The 21,832-nt window shown below is 64.0% G+C and carries 28 protein-coding genes and 1 pseudogene; 6 read left to right on the top strand and 23 right to left on the bottom strand.

The window, feature by feature from the left end; translation table 11 throughout:
* The first annotated feature begins 63 nt into the window (after positions 1 to 63).
* From QZ408_RS04135 to QZ408_RS04150, 4 genes are all read left to right on the top strand, one after another.
* Entirely contained in the window at positions 64 to 2,088 is a 2,025-nt protein-coding gene (locus QZ408_RS04135; RefSeq protein WP_292489935.1) for a sodium-translocating pyrophosphatase, read from the top strand.
* Positions 2,089 to 2,198: 110 nt separating this feature from the next.
* Positions 2,199 to 3,140, top strand: a complete 942-nt coding sequence (locus QZ408_RS04140) for a magnesium transporter CorA family protein (RefSeq protein WP_292489936.1) — start codon at positions 2,199 to 2,201, stop codon at positions 3,138 to 3,140.
* A gap of 562 nt (positions 3,141 to 3,702) precedes the next feature.
* Complete coding sequence (gene acs / locus QZ408_RS04145) at positions 3,703 to 5,592, top strand: acetate--CoA ligase (RefSeq protein WP_292489937.1); 1,890 nt, start codon at positions 3,703 to 3,705, stop codon at positions 5,590 to 5,592.
* 30 nt (positions 5,593 to 5,622) lie between these two features.
* Positions 5,623 to 6,921 carry an OFA family MFS transporter gene (locus tag QZ408_RS04150; protein WP_292489938.1) on the top strand — a complete coding sequence of 433 codons (1,299 nt, stop codon included), beginning with the start codon at positions 5,623 to 5,625 and terminating at the stop codon, positions 6,919 to 6,921.
* Here the strand turns inward: QZ408_RS04150 and QZ408_RS04155 are convergent.
* From QZ408_RS04155 to QZ408_RS04165, 3 genes are read right to left on the bottom strand one after another with little or no spacing between them, the layout of a single operon-like run.
* Complete coding sequence (locus tag QZ408_RS04155; RefSeq protein ID WP_292489939.1) at positions 6,905 to 7,375, bottom strand: ribonuclease III domain-containing protein; 471 nt, start codon at positions 7,373 to 7,375, stop codon at positions 6,905 to 6,907. The genes QZ408_RS04150 and QZ408_RS04155 overlap by 17 nt on opposite strands.
* Positions 7,376 to 7,385: 10 nt before the next feature.
* A complete protein-coding gene (locus QZ408_RS04160; protein WP_292489940.1) occupies positions 7,386 to 7,880 on the bottom strand; it encodes a peptidylprolyl isomerase in 495 nt (164 codons plus the stop codon).
* A 38-nt stretch (positions 7,881 to 7,918) separates the two neighbouring features.
* Positions 7,919 to 8,059 carry a hypothetical protein gene (locus tag QZ408_RS04165; protein ID WP_292489941.1) on the bottom strand — a complete coding sequence of 47 codons (141 nt, stop codon included), beginning with the start codon at positions 8,057 to 8,059 and terminating at the stop codon, positions 7,919 to 7,921.
* Positions 8,060 to 8,115: 56 nt separating this feature from the next.
* On the opposite strand from QZ408_RS04165, the gene QZ408_RS04170 reads away from it, so the two are divergent.
* The gene (locus tag QZ408_RS04170; RefSeq protein WP_292489942.1) at positions 8,116 to 8,901 is read left to right on the top strand and encodes a nucleoside-triphosphatase; all 786 of its coding nucleotides are present in this window, start codon (positions 8,116 to 8,118) and stop codon (positions 8,899 to 8,901) included.
* Between the two features lie 5 nt (positions 8,902 to 8,906).
* Here QZ408_RS04170 and QZ408_RS04175 read toward each other — a convergent pair whose 3' ends face one another.
* The 18 genes and pseudogenes from QZ408_RS04175 to QZ408_RS04260 form a co-directional block, all read right to left on the bottom strand.
* Positions 8,907 to 9,272: a putative zinc-binding protein gene (locus QZ408_RS04175; protein ID WP_292489943.1), complete on the bottom strand. Its 366-nt coding sequence runs from the start codon at positions 9,270 to 9,272 to the stop codon at positions 8,907 to 8,909.
* A gap of 4 nt (positions 9,273 to 9,276) precedes the next feature.
* A complete protein-coding gene (locus tag QZ408_RS04180) occupies positions 9,277 to 9,669 on the bottom strand; it encodes a DUF2703 domain-containing protein (protein WP_292489944.1) in 393 nt (130 codons plus the stop codon).
* A gap of 10 nt (positions 9,670 to 9,679) precedes the next feature.
* Positions 9,680 to 10,774 carry an ACR3 family arsenite efflux transporter gene (arsB, locus tag QZ408_RS04185; RefSeq protein WP_292489945.1) on the bottom strand — a complete coding sequence of 365 codons (1,095 nt, stop codon included), beginning with the start codon at positions 10,772 to 10,774 and terminating at the stop codon, positions 9,680 to 9,682.
* Between the two features lie 111 nt (positions 10,775 to 10,885).
* The gene (locus QZ408_RS04190) at positions 10,886 to 11,794 is read right to left on the bottom strand and encodes a permease (protein ID WP_292489946.1); all 909 of its coding nucleotides are present in this window, start codon (positions 11,792 to 11,794) and stop codon (positions 10,886 to 10,888) included.
* Positions 11,795 to 11,818: 24 nt separating this feature from the next.
* Positions 11,819 to 11,977 (bottom strand): hypothetical protein, encoded by a 159-nt coding sequence (locus QZ408_RS04195; RefSeq protein WP_292489948.1) that lies wholly within the window; start codon positions 11,975 to 11,977, stop codon positions 11,819 to 11,821.
* Positions 11,978 to 12,224: 247 nt separating this feature from the next.
* Complete coding sequence (locus QZ408_RS04200) at positions 12,225 to 12,941, bottom strand: aromatic aminobenezylarsenical efflux permease ArsG family transporter (protein WP_292489949.1); 717 nt, start codon at positions 12,939 to 12,941, stop codon at positions 12,225 to 12,227.
* The gene (locus tag QZ408_RS04205; RefSeq protein WP_292489950.1) at positions 12,938 to 13,477 is read right to left on the bottom strand and encodes a nitrophenyl compound nitroreductase subunit ArsF family protein; all 540 of its coding nucleotides are present in this window, start codon (positions 13,475 to 13,477) and stop codon (positions 12,938 to 12,940) included. Before QZ408_RS04205 ends, QZ408_RS04200 begins: the two co-directional genes overlap by 4 nt.
* 169 nt (positions 13,478 to 13,646) lie before the next feature.
* Positions 13,647 to 13,820: pseudogene (locus QZ408_RS04210) on the bottom strand (V-type ATP synthase subunit D); the annotation flags it as partial.
* Positions 13,821 to 13,932: 112 nt separating this feature from the next.
* Entirely contained in the window at positions 13,933 to 14,688 is a 756-nt protein-coding gene (locus tag QZ408_RS04215; protein ID WP_292489951.1) for an ABC transporter permease, read from the bottom strand.
* Positions 14,685 to 15,650 (bottom strand): ATP-binding cassette domain-containing protein, encoded by a 966-nt coding sequence (locus tag QZ408_RS04220; RefSeq protein WP_292489952.1) that lies wholly within the window; start codon positions 15,648 to 15,650, stop codon positions 14,685 to 14,687. The genes QZ408_RS04215 and QZ408_RS04220 overlap by 4 nt, the downstream gene beginning before the upstream one ends.
* A gap of 60 nt (positions 15,651 to 15,710) precedes the next feature.
* On the bottom strand, positions 15,711 to 16,058 hold the full coding sequence (locus QZ408_RS04225; protein ID WP_292489953.1) for a putative zinc-binding protein: 348 nt from the start codon (positions 16,056 to 16,058) through the stop codon (positions 15,711 to 15,713).
* The gene (locus tag QZ408_RS04230; RefSeq protein WP_292489954.1) at positions 16,059 to 16,466 is read right to left on the bottom strand and encodes an arsenate reductase ArsC; all 408 of its coding nucleotides are present in this window, start codon (positions 16,464 to 16,466) and stop codon (positions 16,059 to 16,061) included.
* Between the two features lie 4 nt (positions 16,467 to 16,470).
* Entirely contained in the window at positions 16,471 to 17,331 is an 861-nt protein-coding gene (locus QZ408_RS04235; RefSeq protein WP_292489955.1) for a putative zinc-binding protein, read from the bottom strand.
* 3 nt (positions 17,332 to 17,334) lie between these two features.
* The gene (locus tag QZ408_RS04240; protein ID WP_292489956.1) at positions 17,335 to 17,577 is read right to left on the bottom strand and encodes a thioredoxin family protein; all 243 of its coding nucleotides are present in this window, start codon (positions 17,575 to 17,577) and stop codon (positions 17,335 to 17,337) included.
* A complete protein-coding gene (locus QZ408_RS04245) occupies positions 17,564 to 17,959 on the bottom strand; it encodes a putative zinc-binding protein (RefSeq protein ID WP_292489957.1) in 396 nt (131 codons plus the stop codon). The genes QZ408_RS04240 and QZ408_RS04245 overlap by 14 nt, the downstream gene beginning before the upstream one ends.
* 5 nt (positions 17,960 to 17,964) lie before the next feature.
* Positions 17,965 to 18,201, bottom strand: a complete 237-nt coding sequence (locus tag QZ408_RS04250; protein WP_292489958.1) for a thioredoxin family protein — start codon at positions 18,199 to 18,201, stop codon at positions 17,965 to 17,967.
* Positions 18,195 to 18,470, bottom strand: coding sequence for a hypothetical protein (locus tag QZ408_RS04255; protein WP_292489959.1), 276 nt, complete (start codon positions 18,468 to 18,470; stop codon positions 18,195 to 18,197). The genes QZ408_RS04250 and QZ408_RS04255 overlap by 7 nt, the downstream gene beginning before the upstream one ends.
* Before the next feature lie 10 nt (positions 18,471 to 18,480).
* The gene (locus QZ408_RS04260; RefSeq protein ID WP_292489960.1) at positions 18,481 to 19,560 is read right to left on the bottom strand and encodes a permease; all 1,080 of its coding nucleotides are present in this window, start codon (positions 19,558 to 19,560) and stop codon (positions 18,481 to 18,483) included.
* 293 nt (positions 19,561 to 19,853) lie between these two features.
* On the opposite strand from QZ408_RS04260, the gene QZ408_RS04265 reads away from it, so the two are divergent.
* Positions 19,854 to 20,264: a metalloregulator ArsR/SmtB family transcription factor gene (locus QZ408_RS04265; RefSeq protein WP_292489961.1), complete on the top strand. Its 411-nt coding sequence runs from the start codon at positions 19,854 to 19,856 to the stop codon at positions 20,262 to 20,264.
* Positions 20,265 to 20,366: 102 nt separating this feature from the next.
* Here the strand turns inward: QZ408_RS04265 and pdxT are convergent, their stop codons facing one another.
* Entirely contained in the window at positions 20,367 to 20,945 is a 579-nt protein-coding gene (pdxT, locus tag QZ408_RS04270; RefSeq protein WP_292489962.1) for a pyridoxal 5'-phosphate synthase glutaminase subunit PdxT, read from the bottom strand.
* The gene (pdxS, locus tag QZ408_RS04275; RefSeq protein ID WP_292489963.1) at positions 20,935 to 21,831 is read right to left on the bottom strand and encodes a pyridoxal 5'-phosphate synthase lyase subunit PdxS; all 897 of its coding nucleotides are present in this window, start codon (positions 21,829 to 21,831) and stop codon (positions 20,935 to 20,937) included. The genes pdxT and pdxS overlap by 11 nt, the downstream gene beginning before the upstream one ends.
* Position 21,832 lies beyond the last annotated feature (1 nt).

Below are 21,832 nucleotides of genomic sequence, written 5' to 3' on the forward strand. Positions count from 1 at the left end.
TCCACATATTTAAAAATGTTGAATCCCTTTGTATATGGTACTCTATCGGAGGAATGCAGAGAGATGGATCTGGTGTATCTGGCACCCATCGGTGCCATTCTCGCTCTCCTGTTCGCGGGATACTCGTATATGAGTATCAAACGGGAGGGCACGGGTACCGAATTGATGCAGAAGATTGCTGCCGCTATTCATGAGGGAGCAATGGTCTACCTGAACAGGCAGTATCGCGCTATAGCACTATTCGTCATCGTGCTTGCCGTCGTCCTCGCGATCTGGATCAACCCGCTCACCGCCGCCTGCTTCGTGCTCGGCGCGGCGCTCTCGGCGACTGCCGGCTATATCGGTATGTTCACCGCCACGGCCGCAAACGTCCGGACCACGAACGCCGCACGGCGGGGGATCGCGGACGCGTTCCGGGTCTCGTTCTCGAGCGGGTCGGTCATGGGCATGGCCGTGGTCGGGCTCGGGCTCCTCGGGCTCTCGGTCGCGTACATGGTCATCAGCACCGTGACAGACCTGACCCAGGCTGAAGTCCTCACCATCGTGACCGGGTTCGGCCTCGGGGCAAGTTCGATCGCCCTCTTTGCCCGTGTCGGCGGCGGTATCTTCACCAAGGCCGCGGACGTCGGCGCCGACCTCGTCGGCAAGGTCGAGGCGGGCATCCCCGAGGACGACCCCCGGAACCCGGCCGTCATCGCCGACAACGTCGGCGACAACGTCGGCGACGTCGCCGGCATGGGCGCGGACCTCTACGAGTCCTACGTCGGCTCGATCATCGCCACGATGGTCCTCGGCGTCGCCGTCGCGGCCACGCAGTTCCCGAACGCCGGCGTCATGAACGTGATCATCCTCCCGCTGCTCATCTCAGCGGTCGGTATCATCGCGTCCATCATCGGTTCGTTCTTCGTCCGGACCAACAAGACCGAGAGCAGCGCCATCCACATGGCCTTCAACAAGGGGTTGCTCTCCGCGCTCATCATAGTCGTCATCGCCACCTATTTCATGGTGAACACGCTGCTCGGTGCAGAGTACATCGGCGTCTTCTACGCCACCGTCGCCGGCCTTGTCGCAGGGTTCGCTATCGGCCTGATCACCGAGTACTACACCTCCTTTGACCGGAAACCGACGCTCGCCATCGTGAAGTCGAGCGAGACCGGGGCCGCGACCACCATCATCACCGGGTTTGCGAAAGGGATGGAGAGCACCGTCTGGCCGGTCCTGATCATCGCCGTCGCGATCTACATCTCCTACCAGGTCGCCGGGCTCTACGGTATCGCGATCGCCGCCGTCGGCATGCTCTCGACGCTCGGGATCTCCCTCTCCGTCGACGCCTACGGCCCGGTCGCCGACAACGCCGGCGGTATCGCCGAGATGTCCCACCAGAAACCCGAGGTCCGCGAGATCACCGACACCCTGGACGCCGTCGGCAACACCACCGCCGCCATCGGCAAGGGGTTCGCCATCGGCTCCGCGGCGCTGACGGCGCTCGCCCTCTTCGCCGCCTACACCCAGGCGGTCAACCTCTCGATCATCGACGTCTCGGTCCCGAACGTCTTCATCGGTCTCCTGATCGGTGCGATGCTCCCCTTCCTCTTCTGCTCCATCACGATGATGGCGGTGGGGAAGGCCGCATACAGCATCGTCCACGAGGTCCGCCGCCAGTTCAAGGAGATCCCCGGCCTCATGGAGGGGAAGGCAGACCCCGACTACACCTCCTGCATCGCCATCTCCACCAAGTCGGCGCTGCGTGAGATGATCGTGCCCGGCGTCCTCGCCGTCGCCGCGCCGCTCACCGTCGGGATCGTCCTCGGCCCTGAAGCCCTCGGCGGCCTGCTCGTAGGCTCGCTTGCGTCCGGGTTCCTCCTCGCCGTCACGATGGCGAACGCCGGCGGGGCCTGGGACAACGCAAAGAAGTACATCGAGCAGGGCCACCTCGGCGGCAAGGGATCGCCGGCCCACAAGGCGGCGGTCGTCGGCGACACCGTGGGCGACCCCTTCAAGGACACGTCGGGCCCGTCGCTGAACATTCTCTTGAAACTGATGGCCATGGTCGCGCTGGTCTTTGCGCCGCTGATCCTGGTCGTCTAACCCATCTTTTTTAGGCCCGCCGGGGGCGACCCCAGAGGAGGCCATACCTTCATCCCGCTCTACGGACAACCAGATAATGTGTGCATCCCGGAACGGGGGGTGAAGACCGCATGTTCCAGATCTACCGCACGGTTGAAGGGGCCACGGCGCCACGGACGGAGGAGACGGGAAGGTTTGAGCCAGGCTCCTGGGTCTCTCTCGTCAACCCCACCGCAGACGAGATCCGGGAGGTCTCGGAGAGGCTCTCCATCCCGGGCGACTACCTCCGGGCGGCGCTCGACGAGGAGGAGCGCCCGCGGACCGAGAGCGAGGACGGTGTCACCCTGATCGTCATCGATATCCCGATGCCCTACCCTGAGCAGACGATCCTCTACACGACGATGCCCCTTGGGATCATCATCACCCCCGATAGCATCGTCACCGTCTGCCTCCGCGAGAACGCGATCATCGAGGATTTCGCGAATGGACGGGTGAAGTCGTTCTACACCTTCAAGAAGACACGGTTCGTGCTCCAGATCCTCTTTAGGAACGCGTCCTATTTCCTCCAGTACCTGCGCCAGATCGAGCGGATCTCAGACCGGCTCGGGGCCGAGCTGAACCAGTCGATGCGGAACCGGGAGCTGATCCAGTTGATGAACCTCAAAAAGAGCCTGGTCTACTTCTCGACGTCGCTCAAGAGCAACCAGATCGTCCTCGACAAGACCCTGACGTTCCAGCCGCTCCGGATGTACGCGGACGACACCGACCTTCTTGAGGACGTCATCATCGAGAACAAGCAGGCGATCGAGATGGCGAACACCTACTCGACGATCCTCTCAGAGACGATGGATGCTTTCGCTTCGATCATATCGAACAACTTCAATAACGTCTTAAAACTCCTCACCTCGATAACCATCATCCTTGCCATCCCGACGATGATCGCAAGTTTCCTCGGCATGAACGTCCCGGTCCCCCTGCAGGACGAACCCTACGGGTTTCTCATCATCATCGTCCTCTCCCTGATCGTCTCCTCCCTCCTCGCGGTGGCGATCAACCGGAAAGGGTGGTTGTGACCCTCCCCGCAGGCTTGCGTCCGGGGAAGCGCCCCGGTCAGCGGGCAGGGGTCCGGCAATGGTATCGGCACCTGCACACCCTTGCCTCCCGCGTTGACGCGAAGGTCCAATACAGGATTGCAGACTCCCAAACAACATGGAGCGACAGGTCTTAGCCGTCCTCCACGGGCTAAAGCCCGGGCATTTGCCGTTGCACCCTGGAAAACCCCGGTTTTTCTCGATGTCTCAGGAGCATCCGGCATTCAGGCGGAGTGCCGGCCCCGTTGCCCCGGCCGACCACAACATTTATCACCACAATATACATTATTGATCATGACAAATTATACATGATCGATCATGTCAAATAGGCGGGGTCGCCGGGGTGGCGGCCCCCGAAGATGTCATGCCGCCCGCGGTCTCTGCCGGGGAGCGTGACAGGTCTGTACGGCAGCACGATCACGGGCACATCGGTCGCAGGATCGATGGGCCGGGAAGAAGGTTAGCCGCTTTTGCACGGTGTCAGGACCCATGGGGGTCTGACCGGGTAAATCTGGCATGATTAATAATGTAGGAATGTGGGAAGATGACAGGGACGTTTGCCGTCAAACTGGAAGAGAAACGCTACCTCCCCGATCCCCGGTGCAAGGCGACCGCCTGGACGCCGGATTACACCCGGGCGTATCAGGAGTTCATGCACGACCCGGAGGCCTTCTGGGACCGGATCGCCCGCGAACTGGTCTGGTTTGAGCCGTGGGACCGGGTCCTTGAGTGGAACTACCCTTACGCGAAGTGGTTCGTCAACGGAAAACTCAACATCACCTACAACTGCCTTGACCGCCACGTCACGAGCGACCACAAGGACAAACCGGCGATCGTCTGGCGCGGGGAGCGCGGGGAGGAGCGGAGGCTCACCTACGACGACCTCCACCGCGAGGTGATGCGGTTTGCAAACGGCCTCACCCGCCTCGGCGTCGGGAAGGGCGACCGGGTCTGCATCTACATGCCGCTCGTCCCCGAGCAGATCGTCGCGATGCTCGCCTGCGCCCGCATCGGGGCCGTCCACTCGGTGATCTTCGGGGGGTTCGGGCCGGACGCGCTTGCGATGCGGATCAACGACGCGGAGGCAAAGGTCCTCATCACCGCAGACGTCGCCTACCGGCGGGGGAAAGCCGTCCCGCTCCGGGAGATCGCAAATGAGGCACTCACCCACGCGCCGTGCGTCGAGAAGGTCGTCGTCCTCCGGCGCGAGACCCCGGCGGCCGACCTCGACCCCGCCCGGGAGATCGACTACGCCGATCTCATGGCCCGTGCCGCACCGGACTCTCCCGCGGAGGCGATGGACGCGGAAGACCCGCTCTTCATCCTCTACACGAGCGGCTCGACCGGCGCGCCGAAGGGCATCGTCCACACCTGCGGCGGCTACATGGTCGGGACCTACTACACCGCCCTTCACGACTTCGACATCAAGGAGAACGACGTCTTCTGGTGCACCGCCGACCCCGGCTGGATCACCGGCCACAGTTATATCGTCTACGGCCCGCTCGCTGTCGGGACGACCGTCGTCATCGTCGAAGGGACGCCCGACTACCCGGACCCGGGCGCCTACTGGCGGCTGGTCCAGGACCTCGGGGTGACGATCTTCTACACCGCCCCGACGGCGATCCGGATGTTCATGCGCTACGGCGACAAGTGGCCGGCGAAGTACGACCTCTCCTCGCTCCGGGTGCTCGGCTCGGTCGGGGAACCCCTCAATCCCGAGGCGTTCGAGTGGTACTACCACCAGATCGGCGGCGGGCAGTGCCCGATCGTGGATACCTGGTGGCAGACCGAGACCGGGATGCACCTGATCACCACGATGATCGGCGAAGCGATGAAGCCGGGGTTTGCCGGAAAGCCCATCCCGGGCGCCGTCGTGGATGTGGTCGACAGGGCAGGGAAGCCGGTCCCGCCCGGCACCGGGGGGTTCCTGGTCATCCGGGCACCCTGGCCCGCCATGCTCCGGACGGTCTACGGCAACGATGCGCGCTACCGTGCCTACTGGGAGACCATCCCGGGCTGCTACACGGCAGGCGATCTCGCGGTGAAGGACGAGGACGGCTACATCATGATCCTCGGGCGGGCCGACGACCTGATCGTCGTCTCCGGGCACAACATCGGGACTGCGGAGGTCGAGAGCGCGCTCGTCTCCCACGACGCGGTGGCGGAAGCGGCCGTCATCGGCAAGCCCGATCCCCTGAAGGGGAACATCATCAAGGCCTTCGTCACCCTCCGCGTGGGTGCAAGTCCCGGCGATGGCCTCTCCGCCGAGCTCGCCCGCCACGTCAGGAAGAGCCTCGGGCCCGTCGCGGTGCCGGCCGAGATCGAGTACGTGGACCGGCTCCCGAAGACACGGAGCGGCAAGATCATGCGCCGGGTCCTGAAGGCCCGGGAGCTCGGCATGGACCCGGGGGACATATCCACCCTGGAGGAGTGACCCTCCTCCACTTCTCGTGAGGGAAAACCGATGCCCGATACACCGAAGGTCTTCGGCATGCCCGCAGAGACGGGGAGATGGGGCCTCGTCGCCCTCGGCCTCGTCATCAACCTCTGCCTCGGGAGCATCTACTCATGGAGCGTCTTTGTGGCGCCGCTTGCCGCGCACTTCACCGCGGCGCTCGGCCGGGAGGTGACGGCGGGGGAGGTGCTCCTCCCATTCTCGGTCTTCCTCGCCTTCTTCGCCATCGCGATGCCGCTCGCCGGGAAGTACATCGAACGCTACGGTCCCCGAAGGGTGACGATCGCCGGCGGGCTCCTCACCGGCCTCGGGTGGCTCCTCGCCTCGACGGCGACGTCGGTCGAGGCGCTCTATGTCGTCTACGGGGTGATCGGGGGGATCGGCGTCGGGATCGCCTACGGGGCGCCGGTCGCCGTCGCGGCCCGGTGGTTTCCGGACCGGCGGGGGCTCGCGGTGGGGCTCACCCTGCTCGGGTTCGGGATCTCGGCGTTTGTCACCGCAAACGCCGCGGGGGCGCTGATCGCCGCGTACGGGGTGATGGCGACGTTTGGGATCTTCGGGGTCGCGCTCGCCGCCGTGCTGGTGCTCGCGGCCCTGCCGCTCCGGTTCCCGCCGCAAGGCTGGCGGCCGGCGGGATGGTCCCCTCCCGCGCCCGAGGTCGGCACGGCGCCGCTCTGCGAGTGCGATAGAAGGACGATGCTCCGGACAGGGGCTTTCTACGGCCTCTTCGCCTGCTACTTCATCGGCTGCCTCGCGGGGCTCACCGCGATCTCGATCGCAAAGCCGGTCGGGACCGAGGTGGCGGGAGTCGACGCGGGGCTCGCGACGCTCCTCGTCGGGTTCTTCGCCGTCTTCAACGGGCTGGGACGGCCGGCGTTCGGCGGTCTCGCCGACCGGATATCCCCGCAGAAGACGGCTATGCTGGCGTTTGGGCTGATCGCGGCCGCGTCGGTCCTGATCTGGCTCGTGCCGGGGGTGCCCGCCTATGTCGTCTCGTTCGCCGTCCTCTGGGGATGTCTTGGAGGGTGGCTTGCGATCGCGCCGGCGGCGACGGCGTCCTACTTCGGGACGTGCGACTACCCGCGGTGCTACGGGGTCGTCTTCCTCGCCTACGGCGCGGGAGCCATCGCCGGGCCGCAGGTTGCGGGGTTCGTCAGGACAGCGACCGGGACCTACCTCGGCGTCTTTCCGCTGGTCGCGGCCCTCGCGGTGGTGGGGTTCATCGTCGCCTGGCTCCTGATGCGGCCGCCGACCGGGGTTCAGGCGAGCGCGGAGGAGGAGGGACGAAGGCTTACACCCTCTCCGTGAGCCCGAGCTGCCGGAGCACGCCTGCGGCCGCACTCATCCCGCCGTCCAGGTAGACGGCGCCGACGAGCGCCTCCAGGCACTCGGCAAGGACCCGGCCGGACGTCCAGACAGCCTGGGCGGCCTCGCCCTTCCCCCAGCGGACGTAATCCTCAAGGTCAAGGTCTTGTGCGAGCTCGCGGAGCCGGGTCATGTTGACCAGGTTCATCTTCCGGTTGCTGATCGCGCCCTTGTCGTGCGCCCCGCCCGCGACCAGCGCTTCCACGACCGCCACGTTGATGACCGCATCGCCGAGGGTGGCGAGGGCATCCATGTGGGCGCTCGAAGGGAGGCCCGCCTCCAGGGTGTAGGCGAGACGGGTGAGCGCGCGTGAAAGGAGAGCCCGGTCCCGGAATACGTAGCCGATCCGTGCCTCGATCGCGCCCGGGTCCCGGCGGACGGCGTCGTTATGGCTCATGGTGAGAGGATTACTCCCGGACTTCCGCCTTCTCGATCCGGACGGGGACCCTGGGCCTGTCGGCGGAGTCCGTCTTCACCTTCCCGATCCTGTCGACGACGTCCATCCCCTCCACCACCTCACCAAAGACCGGGTGGGCGCTCGGCGTCCGCGGGTCGTCCCAGTCGAGGTAGGTGTTGTCCACCAGGTTGATGAAGAACTGGCTGCCGCCGGAGTTCGGGCGTCCGGTGTTCGCCATGGCGATCGTGCCCCGGCGGTTTGAACGGCCTTTCACGAACTCATCGGCGATGGTGTAGCCCGGTCCGCCCGTCCCGGTGCCGGTCGGGTCGCCGCCCTGGATCATGAACCCCTCGATGACCCGGTGGAAGATTGTGCCGTCGTAGAACCCGGACCCTGCCAGTTTCGCGAAGTTCCCCGCCGTCACCGGCATGTCGTCGTAGAGGTGGATCGTGATCGTACCCATGGTCGTGTGGAGCACGACCAGCGTTCTGTCCGTTTCTGCCATTGTGTACAGCTCCGTATGGTATTGTTCGCCGTTGTTACTTATACTGGTGGGAGGGGTATGCGCCGCAGCCGGCAGGTGGAGGCTGCGCTTCCCGCCGATCCCCTGCCGGGCTTTGCGCCGCCGTCCGGCACGAGAGCGGTCACGCACCCTTCCCCGGCGGGCCGAGTCAACGTCATCATGTAAACAAAAAGAGCATGTAAAAATGTTTTATATGGACGGCCGCAGAAGTATATGCATGTACTCCGGAGCGAACGTCTCCCCGGACCCGCGGCCGGGATATACCCGCGTCCCTCCACTCGGCCCCGCGCAGCGGCGGGGGCCTTCCGGGATGAACGACCGGGCGCCCGTCTTCATCATCACCGGCGAGCAGGGCCAGTGCAAGACGACGTTCCTGCACCTGGTTCTCGGGCTCACCGTCGCGCTGAACGTCCGGGTCCGGGGCGTGCTCGCTCCCGGCCACGTGCGGGACGGCCGGAGGTCGGGGTTCACCCTCGTCGATCTTGCCACCAGCGAGCACGAGGAGCTCTGTTCGATCGACCCCGATCCGCGGTGCGAACTCCACGGCCGATTCTACTTCCGGCCTGAAGGGCTCGCATTCGGCCGCAGGGCGCTTGCGCCGCCGGATCCCCGGGAAACCGATCTCGTGGTCATCGATGAGGTGGGAAGGTTCGAACTCCAGGGCGCGGTCTGGGCCAACCAGATCGACCGGCTGGTCTCGCTCCCGCACCCCCCGATGATCTGGACGGTCCGGCGCCGGCTCCTCGATACGGTCATCCAGCGCTGGATGATTAGAAACCCCGTCGTCCTGGACGTCAGGACCGCGAGCGTGATGGCGACAGCAGGCGACGTGATGGACGCCGTCTGGGAGTGGCGGGAGGCGCAGACGCCATCCGCGGTCCCGGTGCCCCCCTTCTCCCCGGGCCGCATCGCCGGGGACCCCGCGCTGCTTGCGGATGCAGCCGCCGGCGCCTCCCCGGGCGCCCCGTCAATCCTCCGGAGACTCTACAGCCCGGAGGGGTGATGCAGTCAGAACTGCTGCCCGTCCCGGATCGTCTCGATTACCGCGCCCACGAGCCTCTCGATCTCGTCGAACCGCGGCTCCGCCATACCGTTCTTCACGATCCCGCATTCGGTCGCGATGACGTGCAGGTCCGGCTCGACCCCGAGCTCCCGGAGTTTTCTGAGCGCACAGGCATCGTCGCAGCCGTCGAGCGCAAGGATGCGTCCGGCGTAGCGTGCCGCCTCCTCAAGCGATGCCGACGGGCGGCTTGCCGGGAGCGAGGCCTCCACGGATCCTGGAGAGCGCTGCTGAACCACCATACCCGCACGGTCGGTCAGCTTCCCGGTGTTCGAGAGGCCGGAACAGGTGATGAGGGTGACGGGCTCCGCCACAGCCTCACTCCATTTCGAGAGCTTTCATAGCTGCCCGGCCGATCAGGTCCGGCGGGATCGCCTCGTACTCCTCGCCGTTGTAGCGGAGCGCCCGGCACTCCGTATCCTCCTCGCAGGTGATGCAGGAGCAGGAGCAGCAGGGTGTGGTGGTCACCTCGATCCCCTCGAGGAGTTCCTCGATCGGCACCCCGTTGAAGAGGAGGCTGTTGGACTCCGCGACCGCCTCGTTCGGGAGGACGGTCTCGACCACCCGGACGCTGACCCCCTCCATCTCAAGGAGCATGCTGATCTCCGTGAGAACCGCCGCAAGTGTCATCCCGGTCTCGTGGCACCGTTCGCAGGTGTTGTCGATGTCGCTTCCGATGTGCTTCCATTCGATGACGAGTTCCTTCTTCATGATATCACCTTTAGTGGGAATCCGCGGGACATCTTCCTGTCGCCTCCCCGCCGTACCACTTATCCCGGATCAGGAGCGCCACGTTCACGAGCGATATCAGCACCGGCACCTCGATCAGCGGGCCGATGACGGTGGCAAACGCCACCCCGGAGCTGATCCCGAAGGCCCCGATGGCAACGGCGATGGCAAGTTCAAAGTTGTTGCTTGCCGCAGTAAACGAGAGCGCCGTACTCCGGCCGTAGTCGACCCCGAGCCTCCAGGACATCCAGAATGAGACGAAGAACATCAGAAGGAAGTAGATCGTGAGTGGGATCGCGACTTGCACGACGTCCGCGGGGAGCGCGACGATGTTCCCGCCCTGGGTCGAGAACATCACGACGATCGTGAAGAGCAGGGCGATGAGCGTGATCGGCGATATCTTCGGGATGAACCGCTCGTGGTACCACTCCTTCGACCTCACCCGGAGGAGGGCGAACCGGGTGACGAACCCGGCGATGAACGGGATGCCGAGGTAGACAAAGACCGTGGCGGCGACGCCCGAGATCGTGATCGGCACCGCCGTCCCGGTCCCGATCCCGAGGAGCGGCGGGAGGACGGTGATGAAGACGTAGGCGTAGAGGGCGTAGAAGAGCACCTGGAAGATGGAGTTCAAGCCCACGATGGCGGCACAGTAGTCGCAGTCGCCCTCTGCAAGGTCGTTCCAGACGATCACCATCGCGATGCACCGGGCGAGACCCACGAGGATGAGGCCGTACATGAACTCCGGCCTATCCGCGAGGAAGGCCGCCGCAAGGAGGAACATCAGCACCGGGCCGACGACCCAGTTCTGGACGACGGAGAGGCCGAGGACTTTTTTGTCCCGGAAGACCCGCCCGAGTTCTTCGTACCGGACCTTCGCAAGCGGCGGATACATCATCAGGATCAGCCCGACGGCGATGGGGATCGATGTCGTCCCGACAGCAAACCCTGTGATCGCTGCCGGGACCGCGGGGACAAAGTAGCCGACGGCGACGCCGGCAGCCATGGCAAGGACGATCCAGAGGGTCAGGTAGCGGTCGAGGAACGAGAGCCGGGAGCCGGAGGTCCCCTGGTCGGCGGTGTCCATCGCCGGTCACCACCCGCCGGGCCGGATCTCTCCCGCGAGCGCGGCGGCATGCGGCGCATCCGCGGCACAACAAGGTTTTCCATCCATGATTCGTTCACCTCATGACAGAGGTTAGACCACGCTGAGCACCTGGAACACCACCCCGGCAAGGACGGCGACCATGAGGATCGTCACCACAAACGCGGCGACCAGCCTTCGCTCAAAGATCGCGGCAAGGAGCGTCACTTCCGGGATGCTTGCCCCCGCGCCGCCGATGATCAGGGCCATGACCGCTCCAATGCCCATCCCCTTCTCGAGGAGGACGGCACTGATGGGGATGATCGTCTCTGCCCGGATGTACATCGGCACCCCGATCACCGCCGCCACCGGGATGGCGAGCGGGTTATTCGGCCCGGCGAGGGAGACGATCAGGTCTCCGGGGATGAATCCGTAGATGAACGCCCCGATACCCGCACCGAGGAGGAGGTAGGGGAGCACCTGCCGGAAAAGGCTGACGGCAAAGGAGAACGCCTTGCGGATGCGGACAGGGTGGCCTGCAGCACAGTCGCAGGGTTCCGGCCTCCCTTCAACCATCACGTCCTTGACGTAGCGCCCGTAGCCGAGCCGCCCGAGGAGCCACCCGATGCCTGCGGCGGCGGTGAAGGTGACGGCGGCATACACAGCGGTCGGCACAACCCCGATGAGCGCGACGAGAAGCGAGAGGATTATCGGGTTTAAGAGCGGGGAGGCGAGCAGGAACGACATGCAGACCCCGAAGGGAATCCCGACCTCAAGGAGCCCGAGCAGGATGGGGATGGTCGAGCAGGAGCAGAACGGGGTGAGCGCCCCGAACCCAGCCCCGATGACGTTCCCGGCGATGCCCTGCCGCTTCCCGGCAAGCACGCTCCGTACCCGGTCTTCGGGGATATAGGCCTGGAGCAGCCCGACGAGGAACGTGATCCCGACAAAGAGCAGGATCAGTTCCCCGGCTATAACGACGAAGAACTGCCCGGCCGTAATAAGTGTTGAGGGAAGATCCATGGGGCCCGGTCCCGCATCGGTGGTTTACTGCTCCCCTATGTCAGATTCTTCTTTCTTCTCCTTCGGGACGATCCGTGTGCCGCAGCAACCGCCGCCGCTGCCACAGCCGCATCCGGAGGAGAAGAGGTTCTTTATCCGCGATCCGATTTTTACTCCGTCTTTTTTCTCGTTCTCGCCTGTCATGGTCACCACGTCCGCTCCGGCTCACCTGCCGGAGTGTTTCAATCTGGTTTGAACTACTGTTGGCGGTGCCGGCGTATGAAGGTTTCTATTTCAATAAAAATTGAACTTGTATGAGACAGTACGCAGGAGGAACCTGCAGGACGATGTAGTCTTCAGACCAAACGCGGACAGGAGCGCGGCATGGAAGGAGAGAAGGGCTGCGGGAGTTTTCCGTGCAGCCACAGGAAGATTCTCCGCTGGAAGGGTCTCACCTAAGCAGCATTGCCGCGATGAGGTAGACCCCGATCCCGATGAAGAGCACCCCCACAATGCGCCGGGTCCAGTACTCGAACATCTCCGCCGCCTTCATCGCGCTCCCCACCTTCGCGATCCCGGTCACCATGATCAGCGAGAACGCGATCACCGGCAGAGCGGTCGCGACGGCAAAGACCGCCGGGACGCCGAGCGGATCAGAGGTCCGGAGCGCCAGCGGGACGAGCATCGCAAAGAAGAGCACCGCCGAGAACGGGCAGAAGGTCAGTGCGAAGAGTACGCCGAGGAGAAAACTCCCTGCCAGCCCCTGATCGGCAACCCGCTCCTTGAATGCCGCGAATCGCCTGCTGCCGCCCGTCCAGGAGGGGAGCGGGACGAGATCGAGCATCACAACCCCGAGCCCGATCAGCAGCGGACCGACCAGCACCTCGCCCCAGGACTGGAGGAAGAGCGAGATCCCCTGGATGGAGAGGCCGAACGTGACGATCAGCGCCGCGATGCCGACGTAGACGGCCATCCTCCCGGCGCTGTAGAGCGCTCCGGCAAGGAGGGTCTGCCCCGGGCTGCCGATCCGGCGGGAGAGATACCCGATTGCAGCGATGTTCGTCGCGAGCGGGCAGGGCGAGAGGGCCATCATGAGTCCGATGAAGAACGCGGCGACGAGAGGGACGCTGCTCGTCCCCATCGTCTCCATGAACCCCATCAGGCTCATTGCGAGAAGTCCCCGGCGAGACGCATCCCGAGTAGCGTCTTGAGATACTGCATGAATCCGGGTTTGTCGTTGAGTTTGTACCAGACCCGGATATCCTCTTCTTTATAAAACCCGCCCAGGTCGTCGTAGGTGCCGATCCAGAGCGACGAACCGGTTGCGCCGTAGCGCTCGACGATCTCCTGCTGCTGTGGGTCGGCGATATCGATATGGTCGAAGATCAGCTTCCCGGAGCCGAGTTCTTCGGAGAAGTGCGTCTTTACGGTCTCCTCGGCGTAGTCACCGAGCACCACGCAGGAGTGGCACTGGTTCGGAGCGGTGAAATGGATGACCTCGACTTTAGTGACGGTGCCGTTGAGCGGCGAGACGGTGGCTGCGTCCGCTCCGCCGGATTCTGTCGTACACCCTGCAAAGAGGGCGGCAAAGGCCAGGAGAACCGACAGCGCAACTAACGGCAGGACCTTTCGTCCGGTTATGTTGCAAGCAAGCCCCCGGCGCATGCGTGGGACCTCAGAACTGCATGGTTGGTTCGTTTTCATCAAGGACACTCCCGTCGCTGGATTGACTGTTACAATTTGGTTTGAAATGGTTCTGTGTTCTTGTGCAGGCGGATATATATGCTTTCTCCAGTGATGCTTCATCACCGCATCCACCTGCCGGAAAAATCGGCGTTCCTCCACCGTGTATCGGGGCAGGATGCAGAAGCGGTCACTCCGGCTCGCCCCGTTTCTTTGCCCGGGTGATCTCCCTGCGGTAGAGATCCTCCCGCTCCCGCTCCTCAAGTTGCTCTTCGATGTACCGCAGGGTCTCGATGATGCGGGGTATCAGCACCCTGTCCATAGCGTTCACCTTCCGGCGTGTCCGCGTGCTGCTCCTCTCAAGCGCCCGGAGAGTACCCCCTTCACTGAGGGAGGGGTGTTAGGTGCAGCACCCGGCTGCAAGGAGGATGGAGGGAGCCGCAGCCAACCCCAGAACCCGGCTTCCCGGCGCGACATCACAGCCTCCGTGGCATGGTCCGCCGGTGCAGGTGCATCGCGGCGGCGGTAAAGACCAGGGTGAAGAGGGCAAGCATCACGATGTCGACCGCCACCGGGAAGTAGTGTGCGCCCGTGAACGAGTATCGCACCAGGTCCGTGAAGTAGGTGAGCGGCGAGCAGACGGCAAGGTACAGCCCCCATGCGGGCATCTGCTCCAGGGGAATGAAGATCCCGGAGATGAAGATGAGCGGGAACTTCAGGAGCGAGGAGAGCATCATGATGTTCGAAGGCACGTTCGTCGGGGGGACGGCAAGGAGCATCCCGATAGCCGAGAAGCAGACCGCCGCAAGGAAGACGGCAGAACCGAGCACGATGCCGTGCAGGAGCACAAGCCCGAGCCCAAGCCCGATGAGGAGCGTGACCGCCGTGACCCCGATGCCGAAGAGGATGGAGGCGATCATGTCCCCAAGGACGATCGCCTCGATGGTGATGGGGCAGGCTGCGAGGCGCTCGAGGGTCTTTGCCTGCCCTTCCCAGGGAAAGATTGCAGGAGATACGGCGGTCGAGGTGAAGAAGAGGGTCATCCCCATAAGCCCGGAGAGGAGGAACGCGAGCGGGAGCTGCCGGCCTCCCATGAAGAAGGCCAGGAAGAGGAAGACCGGCATGAAGATACCGAAGATGAGCACGGGGCCTTTGGAGTAATAGATCCGGATATCCTTCTTTGCTATCGCCCATGCCCGCCGCACCTGTTCGGACGTTCCTGCCGGGTTCATCTTCTCTCCTCTTCGCCCGTCAGTCGCAGGAAGACCTCGTCGAGCGACGGGGCAAGCGTGTTCAAGGTGAGGATCGCTATCCCCTCCTGCCGGCTGAATGATACAAGGGAGCGGATGGCCGTGTCCTGATTCTCTGCCGTAATCTGCCACTTATCCCCCGTTCGGGCAGCCCCGGTGATGCCCGCAAGCCCTGAAAGGAGATCTCCCCCGATCTCCCGGTCGAAGCTCACCTCGATCCGGTGGACACGGTCGATCGTGGTCTTCAGTCTCTCGGGCGCGTCGATCGCGACGATCCGGCCGCTCCTGATGATACCGACTCGATCGCAGAGCCGGTTCGCCTCCTCCATGTTGTGGGTGGTGAGGAAGATGGTTGTCCCGTCCGCATTCAGCGCCCGCAGCATGGAGAGGATCATCTGCGTGCTCTGCACATCCAGGCCGCTCGTCGGTTCGTCGAGGAAGAGGAGTTCGGGCTCGTGGAGGAGCGCCATGGCGAGGATGAGCCTCTGTTTCATGCCCTTCGAGTAGCCCTGCACCTTCTGGCCTCTCCTCACGGAGAGGCCGAGGGTTTCGAGAAGGTCGTGCGAGCGCCGTTCTGCCCGGGCACGATCGAGCCCGTAGAGGTCCCCCATCAGCATGAGGTTCTGCCATGCGGTCAGGTCGACGTAGGCGTTCGAGGTTTCGGGCACGACGCCGAACCGTTGTTTTACCCGGACCGGTTCCTTCAGGATATCATACCCGAATATCCTGGCGCTCCCGCCGCTCCTCGGGATGACGCCGGTGAGTATCCGCGTGGTAGTGGTCTTCCCCGCCCCGTTCGGGCCGAGGAAACCGAAGATCTCTCCTTCGCGGACCTCAAACGAGACGTGGTCCACGGCGGTGATGGTGCCGAAAACCTTCGTCAGGTCTTCAACCTCGATCAGGTTCGGCACGCCTGAGCAATCAGTACGGGTATCACCGGTCACAGTGGGCTCCTTTTTCGGGCGACGTGCTCGACCTTCTCCGGGGTCTTCCCCCGACCGGCGTCACTCCCTGATCGCCTCCAGCACGGCGGCTGAAAGGCGCTCGATCTCATCGAACCGGGGTTTGGCCATCCCGTTCTTCTCGATGCCGCAGCCGGTGGCAACGATATGCAGGTGCGGCTCGACCCCGAGCGCCCGCACCTTCTTCTTCCCGCAGCAGTCGGCGCACCCGTCCAGCACCAGAATACGGTCCGCGTGTCGGACCGCAACCTCCAGGGACGCCGTCGGCCGGATGGCCGCGATGCAGGCCTCGACCGCCCCGCAGGAGCAGTGGAGGAGCATCACCCCGGCCTGGGCGGTCAGTTTCCCGGTGTTCGATATCCCCAAACAGGCGATGACGATGACCGCCAATCAGTTCCCCCCGAACGTCGCGTCGATCCAACTCGTAATATCGTCCCGGATACGCCGGACGCCGACCATGATCTCCTCGTCGGTGCCGGTGAGGTTCGAGGGGTCCGGGAACTCCTGATGGATCTCCCCCTTCGCCCAGGGAAAGAGGGGGCAGAGCCCTCCCTCGCAGACGGCAACAAGGTAATCCATCTCCTGCTCATCGAACTCACCAAGGTCTTTGACCCTGTGGCCGGAGATGTCGATCCCGATCTCGGCCATCGCCCGGACGGCGTAGGGGTTCAGGGTCCCCGGTTTGGTGCCGGCGGAGAAGGTCTCATAGTGGTCGCCATAGCGTGCGTTCATATACCCTTCCGCCATCTGCGACCGGGCGGAATTATGGGTGCAGACAAAGCGGACTTTCTCCCTCACGCTATCACTCCAGCCCGAGCGCCCTGAGCGCCGCCCGGGCGATCAGCTCTGGCGGGATCGAATCGTAACGCTCGCCGTTATACTCGATTGCCCGGCATTCTGCGCCGTCCTGCCCGGTGATGCAGGCGGAGGAGGTGCAGGGAGTGCTGGTGACCTCCATGCCCTCGACGAGGCTCTCGAGCCGCACGCCGTTGAAGAGGATGCTGTTTGACTCTGCGATCGTATCGCTCGGGAGGACGTTCTCGACAAACCTGACCGTGATACCCACATCCTCAAGGACCGCACGAATCTGGTCGACAACGTCCCTCACGGCCTTTCCGGTCTCGTCGCACCGCTCGCAGGTGTTCTCGATGTCTCTGCCGATATGCCGCCATTCAACGACGAGGGTGTCCGTCGACCCCCCGCAACCGCACCCACACCCGCATCCACCGGACCGCCTGTGCTCGTTCTCTTCCTCTGCTCTCCCTTTCCCCTCCCAGGTGGCGGAGACGACCGTCTCCACGTCTTCTTCGGATAGGTCGAGGCCCCCGCCTTTCTCGATCCCGAGGTCCGTGACCACGATCTCCTGGTCGGGCGCAACCCCGGCCCGCTCCGCGATCTGGCGGGCGCAGCCGACCGGGCAGCCGTCGATGACGATCACCTCGTCCGCTGCCTCGACCTTCTTCTTGATCGAGGGTGTAGAGACGGCGAGGGATGCCGTGCAGGCTATATTCCCGTATCCTTCCTTCGTCAACTGAACGGCAGCCTCGTTCGAGATCTGTCCGGCCTTCGATGCGCCGGCGCAGGCGAAGATGATCCGTTTCGTGCCGCCCTCCATCTCTATGCCAGATTCACAGGCGCACCGGGGTATGTTCTGTTCCGTCATGGTTTACTTTTCTCCAAGCAGGATCTGTTTGATATCTTCAACGCAGGGGACGTGGCCGACGACTTTAGGCTCTCCGTCGACGTAGAGCGCCGGCGCCAGCATCACACCCCGGTCGATCATCTCATCGAGGCTCTCGATCTTGCGGACATCCGCATTGATCTTGAGTTCCCTGACAACGATCTCGACGTTCTTGTTCATCCGCCGGCACTTGACGCAGCCGGTCCCGAATACTTCAATCAGCACCATGGTCTTTCCTCTTCCGGGGAATGCAGGTCCCGGCATCTCGCACCCATCCGGCAGAGACGACCGCATCGACGTCCTGCGGGTCGATCCCGAGGTAGCCGGTCGACCGGAGGGGGAGCCCGGCAACGACGATGTACTGGTCGGGCTCAAGACCCAACCGATCGAGAATCGCCCGGGCGCAGCCGGTCTCGCAGCCGTCGATGACCACGACGTCGTCTGCAGCCAGCACCTGTTCGATCCCGGGCCTGCACCCGGCGGCGACGGCAGCGACGGCAACGAGGTCGCCGTAGCCTTCACGGGCGAGCCGCACCGCGCTCCGGCAGGCGAGTTGTCCGGTATACGATCCCCCGCAGCAGGCGACGATGACGCGCCGTTCGCGGGCCATGCTTATCACCCCTGCAGGATCTCCTTGATCTCCTTGACGTCTGCCACTCGGCCAGAGACCTTCAGTTCCCCGTCGACGGCGAGGGCGGGCGTCAGCATCACACCGCGGTCCATGATCTCGGTGATGTCGTCGACCTTGACGAGTTCTGCCTCGATGCCGAGGTCTTTGATTGCTGTCTCCACGTTCTTTGCGAGCCGCTTGCATTTCGCGCAACCGGTTCCGAGCACTTCTATCTTTACCATTGCTTCTTCACCTCGTTCTGGTACTCACGAAGGATCGCCGCCCGGTAGAGCAGTTCCGCCTCCCTCGGGATGTAGTTGTAGATCTTTACCTGTTTCATCAGTTCATCGCCGATAGCGATCTCGCCTGAGAGGTTAAGGGCGATTGTATCGGCCAGGATATCGTCGAGCATCACGAGCCCGACGACGACCCCTCCGACTTCGATCCGGCGAACACGCCGCAGCGCTTCGGCGGCGCAGCAGGGTTTCTCTCTCTTTTTATCGCTCTCCATACGCTTCCCCCTACACGAGCAGCATCCCGTTGCCGTAGACGAACCCGGCAATGGTCGCCGAGAGCACAACCAGCGTCACGTAGGCCGCCGTCTTCTTCGCTCCGATGATCCGGTAGATGACAAGGATAGAGGGCAGGCTGAGCGTCGGCCCGGCCAGCAGGAGGGCGAGCGCCGGGCCGGCGGCCATGATCCCGGACGAGTAGCCGAACGTCGTGCCGATGATCGGGACCTCAAGCAACGTCGGCATGTAGAGGATCATCCCCACGACGGCTGCGAGGAAGTTCGCACCGAGCGAGTTGTTGCCGAAGTAGGGCTGGAAGGTCTCAGGCGGGAGGAAGAACGCGATGATCCCGACAAGGAACGTTCCTGCGATCAGGATCGGAAAGATCTTCTTCGTGAGATCCCAGGTCTCAAGCCCCCAGTCGGTCACCTCGTCCCTGTCGAAGTAGTAGATGAGCAGGACGGCGATCGCAAGGGTCAGGATGTAGACGATCGAGAGCCGGATCACCCAGTCAAGCGGCGAGGCGCCAAAGACCAGCACCCCGACGAGGAGGGCGAAGAACGCGGGCGTGACCCAGCGCGGCTTCTCCGCCTCACACGCCCCGGCGACGCTCGGCGCCATCGCCTTCCGCTTCAGGGTCTCGACGTCGGTCGACCGGAAGAGCAGCGCCATGAGAAGCCCGATCACGATGGCGAGGGTGACGGCAGAGACCGCCCGAGCCACACCGAGGTCGAACCCGAGCACCCGGGCAGTGTAGATGATCGCGAGGATGTTGATCGCCGGACCGGCGTAGAGGAACGTAGTCGCCGGGCCGATGCCGCTCCCTTTCTTGAGGATACCGGCAAAGATCGGGAGGATGGTGCAGCTGCAGACCGCGAGGATCGTCCCCGAGACCGATGCTATCCCGTAGGAGACCGGTTTTGGGGTGTCCGGGCTGAAGTACTTCAGCACCGCCTCTTTCTTGACGAAGGCTGCGATGGCGCCGGCGATGAAGAACGCCGGGATCAGGCAGGTGAGAACGTGCGCCGAGAGGTAGTCGAGCACGGAGGCAAGCCCTGATGCGAGAGCGCTGATGAGTATGTCAATCACGAGTGTACCTCACTGGAGGTTGATCACTAATTCAAATAAATTTGAAACAGTATGGTGCAGGAGTGAGGATAAACGTTACGATGCCCTGTGCCCCCGCCCGACTCCGCTATCCCGATCCCGGGGACCATGATGGGCAGTCGTCTCTTCACCCCGTACGAGCAGGCGGGCTCCGCACCGGACAACCCCTTTCCCCGGGGGTGTCAGAGCCACAGTGGGAACGGGCGGCGGAGGACAGAACAGCGCAGATAAGGTATATGCCATCTCATTTCATACTAGTTTGAACCAGCGAGGTGATGGATCGGGTGGTAGAGAAGAACGAGTACCGGACAGAGACGCTCTCCCTCCCGCCGGAGGTCGAGGAGTCGCTCTGCCGGTGCGGGGGTATCGCAGGGCTGACCGGGCGGTTGCCGGGGAACGAGGTTCTGGAAAGAGAGAGCGCCCTCCACCGCGCACTTGCCGACCCGATCCGACAAAAAATCCTCGCGATGCTCGCCGTCCAGCCGCTCTGCGTCTGTGTCATCAAGGCGGTGATCGGGATAGCGGACTCGAAGTTATCCTACCACCTCTCTATCCTGAAGAGAGCAGAACTGATCATCGGCGAGGCCCAGGGAAACTGGATCATCTACCGGCTGACCGCCGAAGGCGAGACGTGGGCACGGCGGGCAGGGGAACCGGCCGGGGACCGGAATCCCGGGTTTTGCTGAGCCCTCCCGGTCGTGGCAAAAAACTACATGATGCCCCTGGGGCCACAGGCATACCGGATGAAAAGATCGGGGGCCATGTTCATACGAAAAGAGGCCCCGATCCTATACCCCGAGCCCCGCTAAGAACATCCGGTGCAGGCGCAAGTCCCCTCCAAGCTCCGGGTGAAAGGCAAACGCCATATGCCGGCCGCTCCTGACCGCCACGATCCCCTCCGGGACACGGGCGAGCACCGCAACGCCCGGGCCGACCTCCGTCGCCACCGGGGCCCGGATGAAGACCGCCCGGAACGGCTCCGCGAGCCCCGCGACGTCAAGAGACGCCTCGCGGGAGTCGACCTGCCGCCCGAAGGCGTTCCGTGCGACATGCATCGGGATGAGGCCGAGGGTCCGCACCCGGGGATCGTCAACCCGGTCCGCCGCAAGCACCATCCCGGCACAGGTGGCGAATACCCCGCCCTCGAACCCCCTGAGAGGCTCATAAAGCCCGTTCTTCCCGATCAGCCGGGAGATGGCGGTCGACTCCCCGCCCGGGATCGCAAGGGCGTCGAGATGCGCGAGGTCGCGAGGGTGCCGGACCGGCACGGCGGTCGAACCCGACCGGCCCGCGAGGCAGTCGCGGAACGCCGCTATGTGCTCGCTAACGTCACCCTGGAGCGCAAGAACGCCGACCTTAACGCCCACGGGTCTGCAGCACCTCTTCTTCCCGGAGCATGTGGACGTCGAGGCCCTTCATCGCCTCGCCGAGCCCCTTGCTCACCTCGGCGATGGCCTTCGGGTCGTCGTAATGGTTCACCGCCTCCACGATCGCCCGGGCGGTCATCTCGGGGCTTGCAGATTTGAAGATCCCCGACCCGACAAAGACACCGTCGGCCCCGAGCTGCATCATGAGCGCCGCGTCCGCGGGCGTCGCGATGCCGCCGGCGGAGAAGTTCACCACGGGAAGGCGGCCAAGGTTTGCGCACTCGATGACGAGTTCCGCCGGCGCCTCGATCTCCCGGGCCCGGTCGACGAGCTCCTGGCTGGAGAGCCCCTTCAAACTCCGGATCCCGCCCATGATCGCCCGCATGTGACGGACCGCCTCCACGACGTTGCCGGTCCCGGCCTCGCCTTTCGTCCGGATCATCGCCGCCCCCTCGTCGATCCGGCGCAGGGCTTCCCCGAGGTTCCGGGCGCCGCAGACGAACGGGACCGAGAACCGGGTCTTATCGATGTGGAACTGCTCATCTGCCGGGGTCAGCACCTCGCTCTCGTCGACCATATCCACACCGAGCGCTTCCAGGATCTGCGCCTCGACAAAATGGCCGATCCGGGCCTTCCCCATCACCGGGATGGAGACCGCATCGATGATCTCAACGATCTTCTGCGGGTCGGCCATGCGGGCCACGCCCCCGGCTGCCCTGATATCGGCAGGGACTCTCTCAAGCGCCATGACGGCGACGGCACCGGCCTCTTCGGCGAGCTCTGCCTGCTCTGCGTTGACGACGTCCATGATGACGCCGCCTTTCTGCATCGACGCAAAGCCGCGCTTGATCAGCTCGGTGCCAAATCTCAGTTCCTCGAGTTTCATT

Source organism: Methanoculleus sp. 10 (genome assembly GCF_913757945.1).
Lineage (GTDB): Archaea > Halobacteriota > Methanomicrobia > Methanomicrobiales > Methanoculleaceae > Methanoculleus.

Excerpts from the sequence above, each read along its gene's own strand:
- QZ408_RS04135 (WP_292489935.1), top strand. The coding sequence starts at position 64 with ATGGATCTGGTGTATCTGGCACCCATCGGTGCCATTCTCGCTCTCCTG.
- QZ408_RS04140 (WP_292489936.1), top strand. The coding sequence starts at position 2,199 with ATGTTCCAGATCTACCGCACGGTTGAAGGGGCCACGGCGCCACGGACG.
- acs (WP_292489937.1), top strand. The coding sequence starts at position 3,703 with ATGACAGGGACGTTTGCCGTCAAACTGGAAGAGAAACGCTACCTCCCC.
- QZ408_RS04150 (WP_292489938.1), top strand. The coding sequence starts at position 5,623 with ATGCCCGATACACCGAAGGTCTTCGGCATGCCCGCAGAGACGGGGAGA.
- QZ408_RS04155 (WP_292489939.1), bottom strand. The coding sequence starts at position 7,375 with ATGAGCCATAACGACGCCGTCCGCCGGGACCCGGGCGCGATCGAGGCA.
- QZ408_RS04160 (WP_292489940.1), bottom strand. The coding sequence starts at position 7,880 with ATGGCAGAAACGGACAGAACGCTGGTCGTGCTCCACACGACCATGGGT.
- QZ408_RS04165 (WP_292489941.1), bottom strand. The coding sequence starts at position 8,059 with ATGATGACGTTGACTCGGCCCGCCGGGGAAGGGTGCGTGACCGCTCTC.
- QZ408_RS04170 (WP_292489942.1), top strand. The coding sequence starts at position 8,116 with ATGTACTCCGGAGCGAACGTCTCCCCGGACCCGCGGCCGGGATATACC.
- QZ408_RS04180 (WP_292489944.1), bottom strand. The coding sequence starts at position 9,669 with ATGAAGAAGGAACTCGTCATCGAATGGAAGCACATCGGAAGCGACATC.
- arsB (WP_292489945.1), bottom strand. The coding sequence starts at position 10,774 with ATGGACACCGCCGACCAGGGGACCTCCGGCTCCCGGCTCTCGTTCCTC.
- QZ408_RS04190 (WP_292489946.1), bottom strand. The coding sequence starts at position 11,794 with ATGGATCTTCCCTCAACACTTATTACGGCCGGGCAGTTCTTCGTCGTT.
- QZ408_RS04195 (WP_292489948.1), bottom strand. The coding sequence starts at position 11,977 with ATGACAGGCGAGAACGAGAAAAAAGACGGAGTAAAAATCGGATCGCGG.
- QZ408_RS04200 (WP_292489949.1), bottom strand. The coding sequence starts at position 12,941 with ATGAGCCTGATGGGGTTCATGGAGACGATGGGGACGAGCAGCGTCCCT.
- QZ408_RS04205 (WP_292489950.1), bottom strand. The coding sequence starts at position 13,477 with ATGAAAACGAACCAACCATGCAGTTCTGAGGTCCCACGCATGCGCCGG.
- QZ408_RS04215 (WP_292489951.1), bottom strand. The coding sequence starts at position 14,688 with ATGAACCCGGCAGGAACGTCCGAACAGGTGCGGCGGGCATGGGCGATA.
- QZ408_RS04235 (WP_292489955.1), bottom strand. The coding sequence starts at position 17,331 with ATGACGGAACAGAACATACCCCGGTGCGCCTGTGAATCTGGCATAGAG.
- QZ408_RS04240 (WP_292489956.1), bottom strand. The coding sequence starts at position 17,577 with ATGGTGCTGATTGAAGTATTCGGGACCGGCTGCGTCAAGTGCCGGCGG.
- QZ408_RS04245 (WP_292489957.1), bottom strand. The coding sequence starts at position 17,959 with ATGGCCCGCGAACGGCGCGTCATCGTCGCCTGCTGCGGGGGATCGTAT.
- QZ408_RS04250 (WP_292489958.1), bottom strand. The coding sequence starts at position 18,201 with ATGGTAAAGATAGAAGTGCTCGGAACCGGTTGCGCGAAATGCAAGCGG.
- QZ408_RS04255 (WP_292489959.1), bottom strand. The coding sequence starts at position 18,470 with ATGGAGAGCGATAAAAAGAGAGAGAAACCCTGCTGCGCCGCCGAAGCG.
- QZ408_RS04265 (WP_292489961.1), top strand. The coding sequence starts at position 19,854 with ATGGATCGGGTGGTAGAGAAGAACGAGTACCGGACAGAGACGCTCTCC.
- pdxS (WP_292489963.1), bottom strand. The coding sequence starts at position 21,831 with ATGAAACTCGAGGAACTGAGATTTGGCACCGAGCTGATCAAGCGCGGC.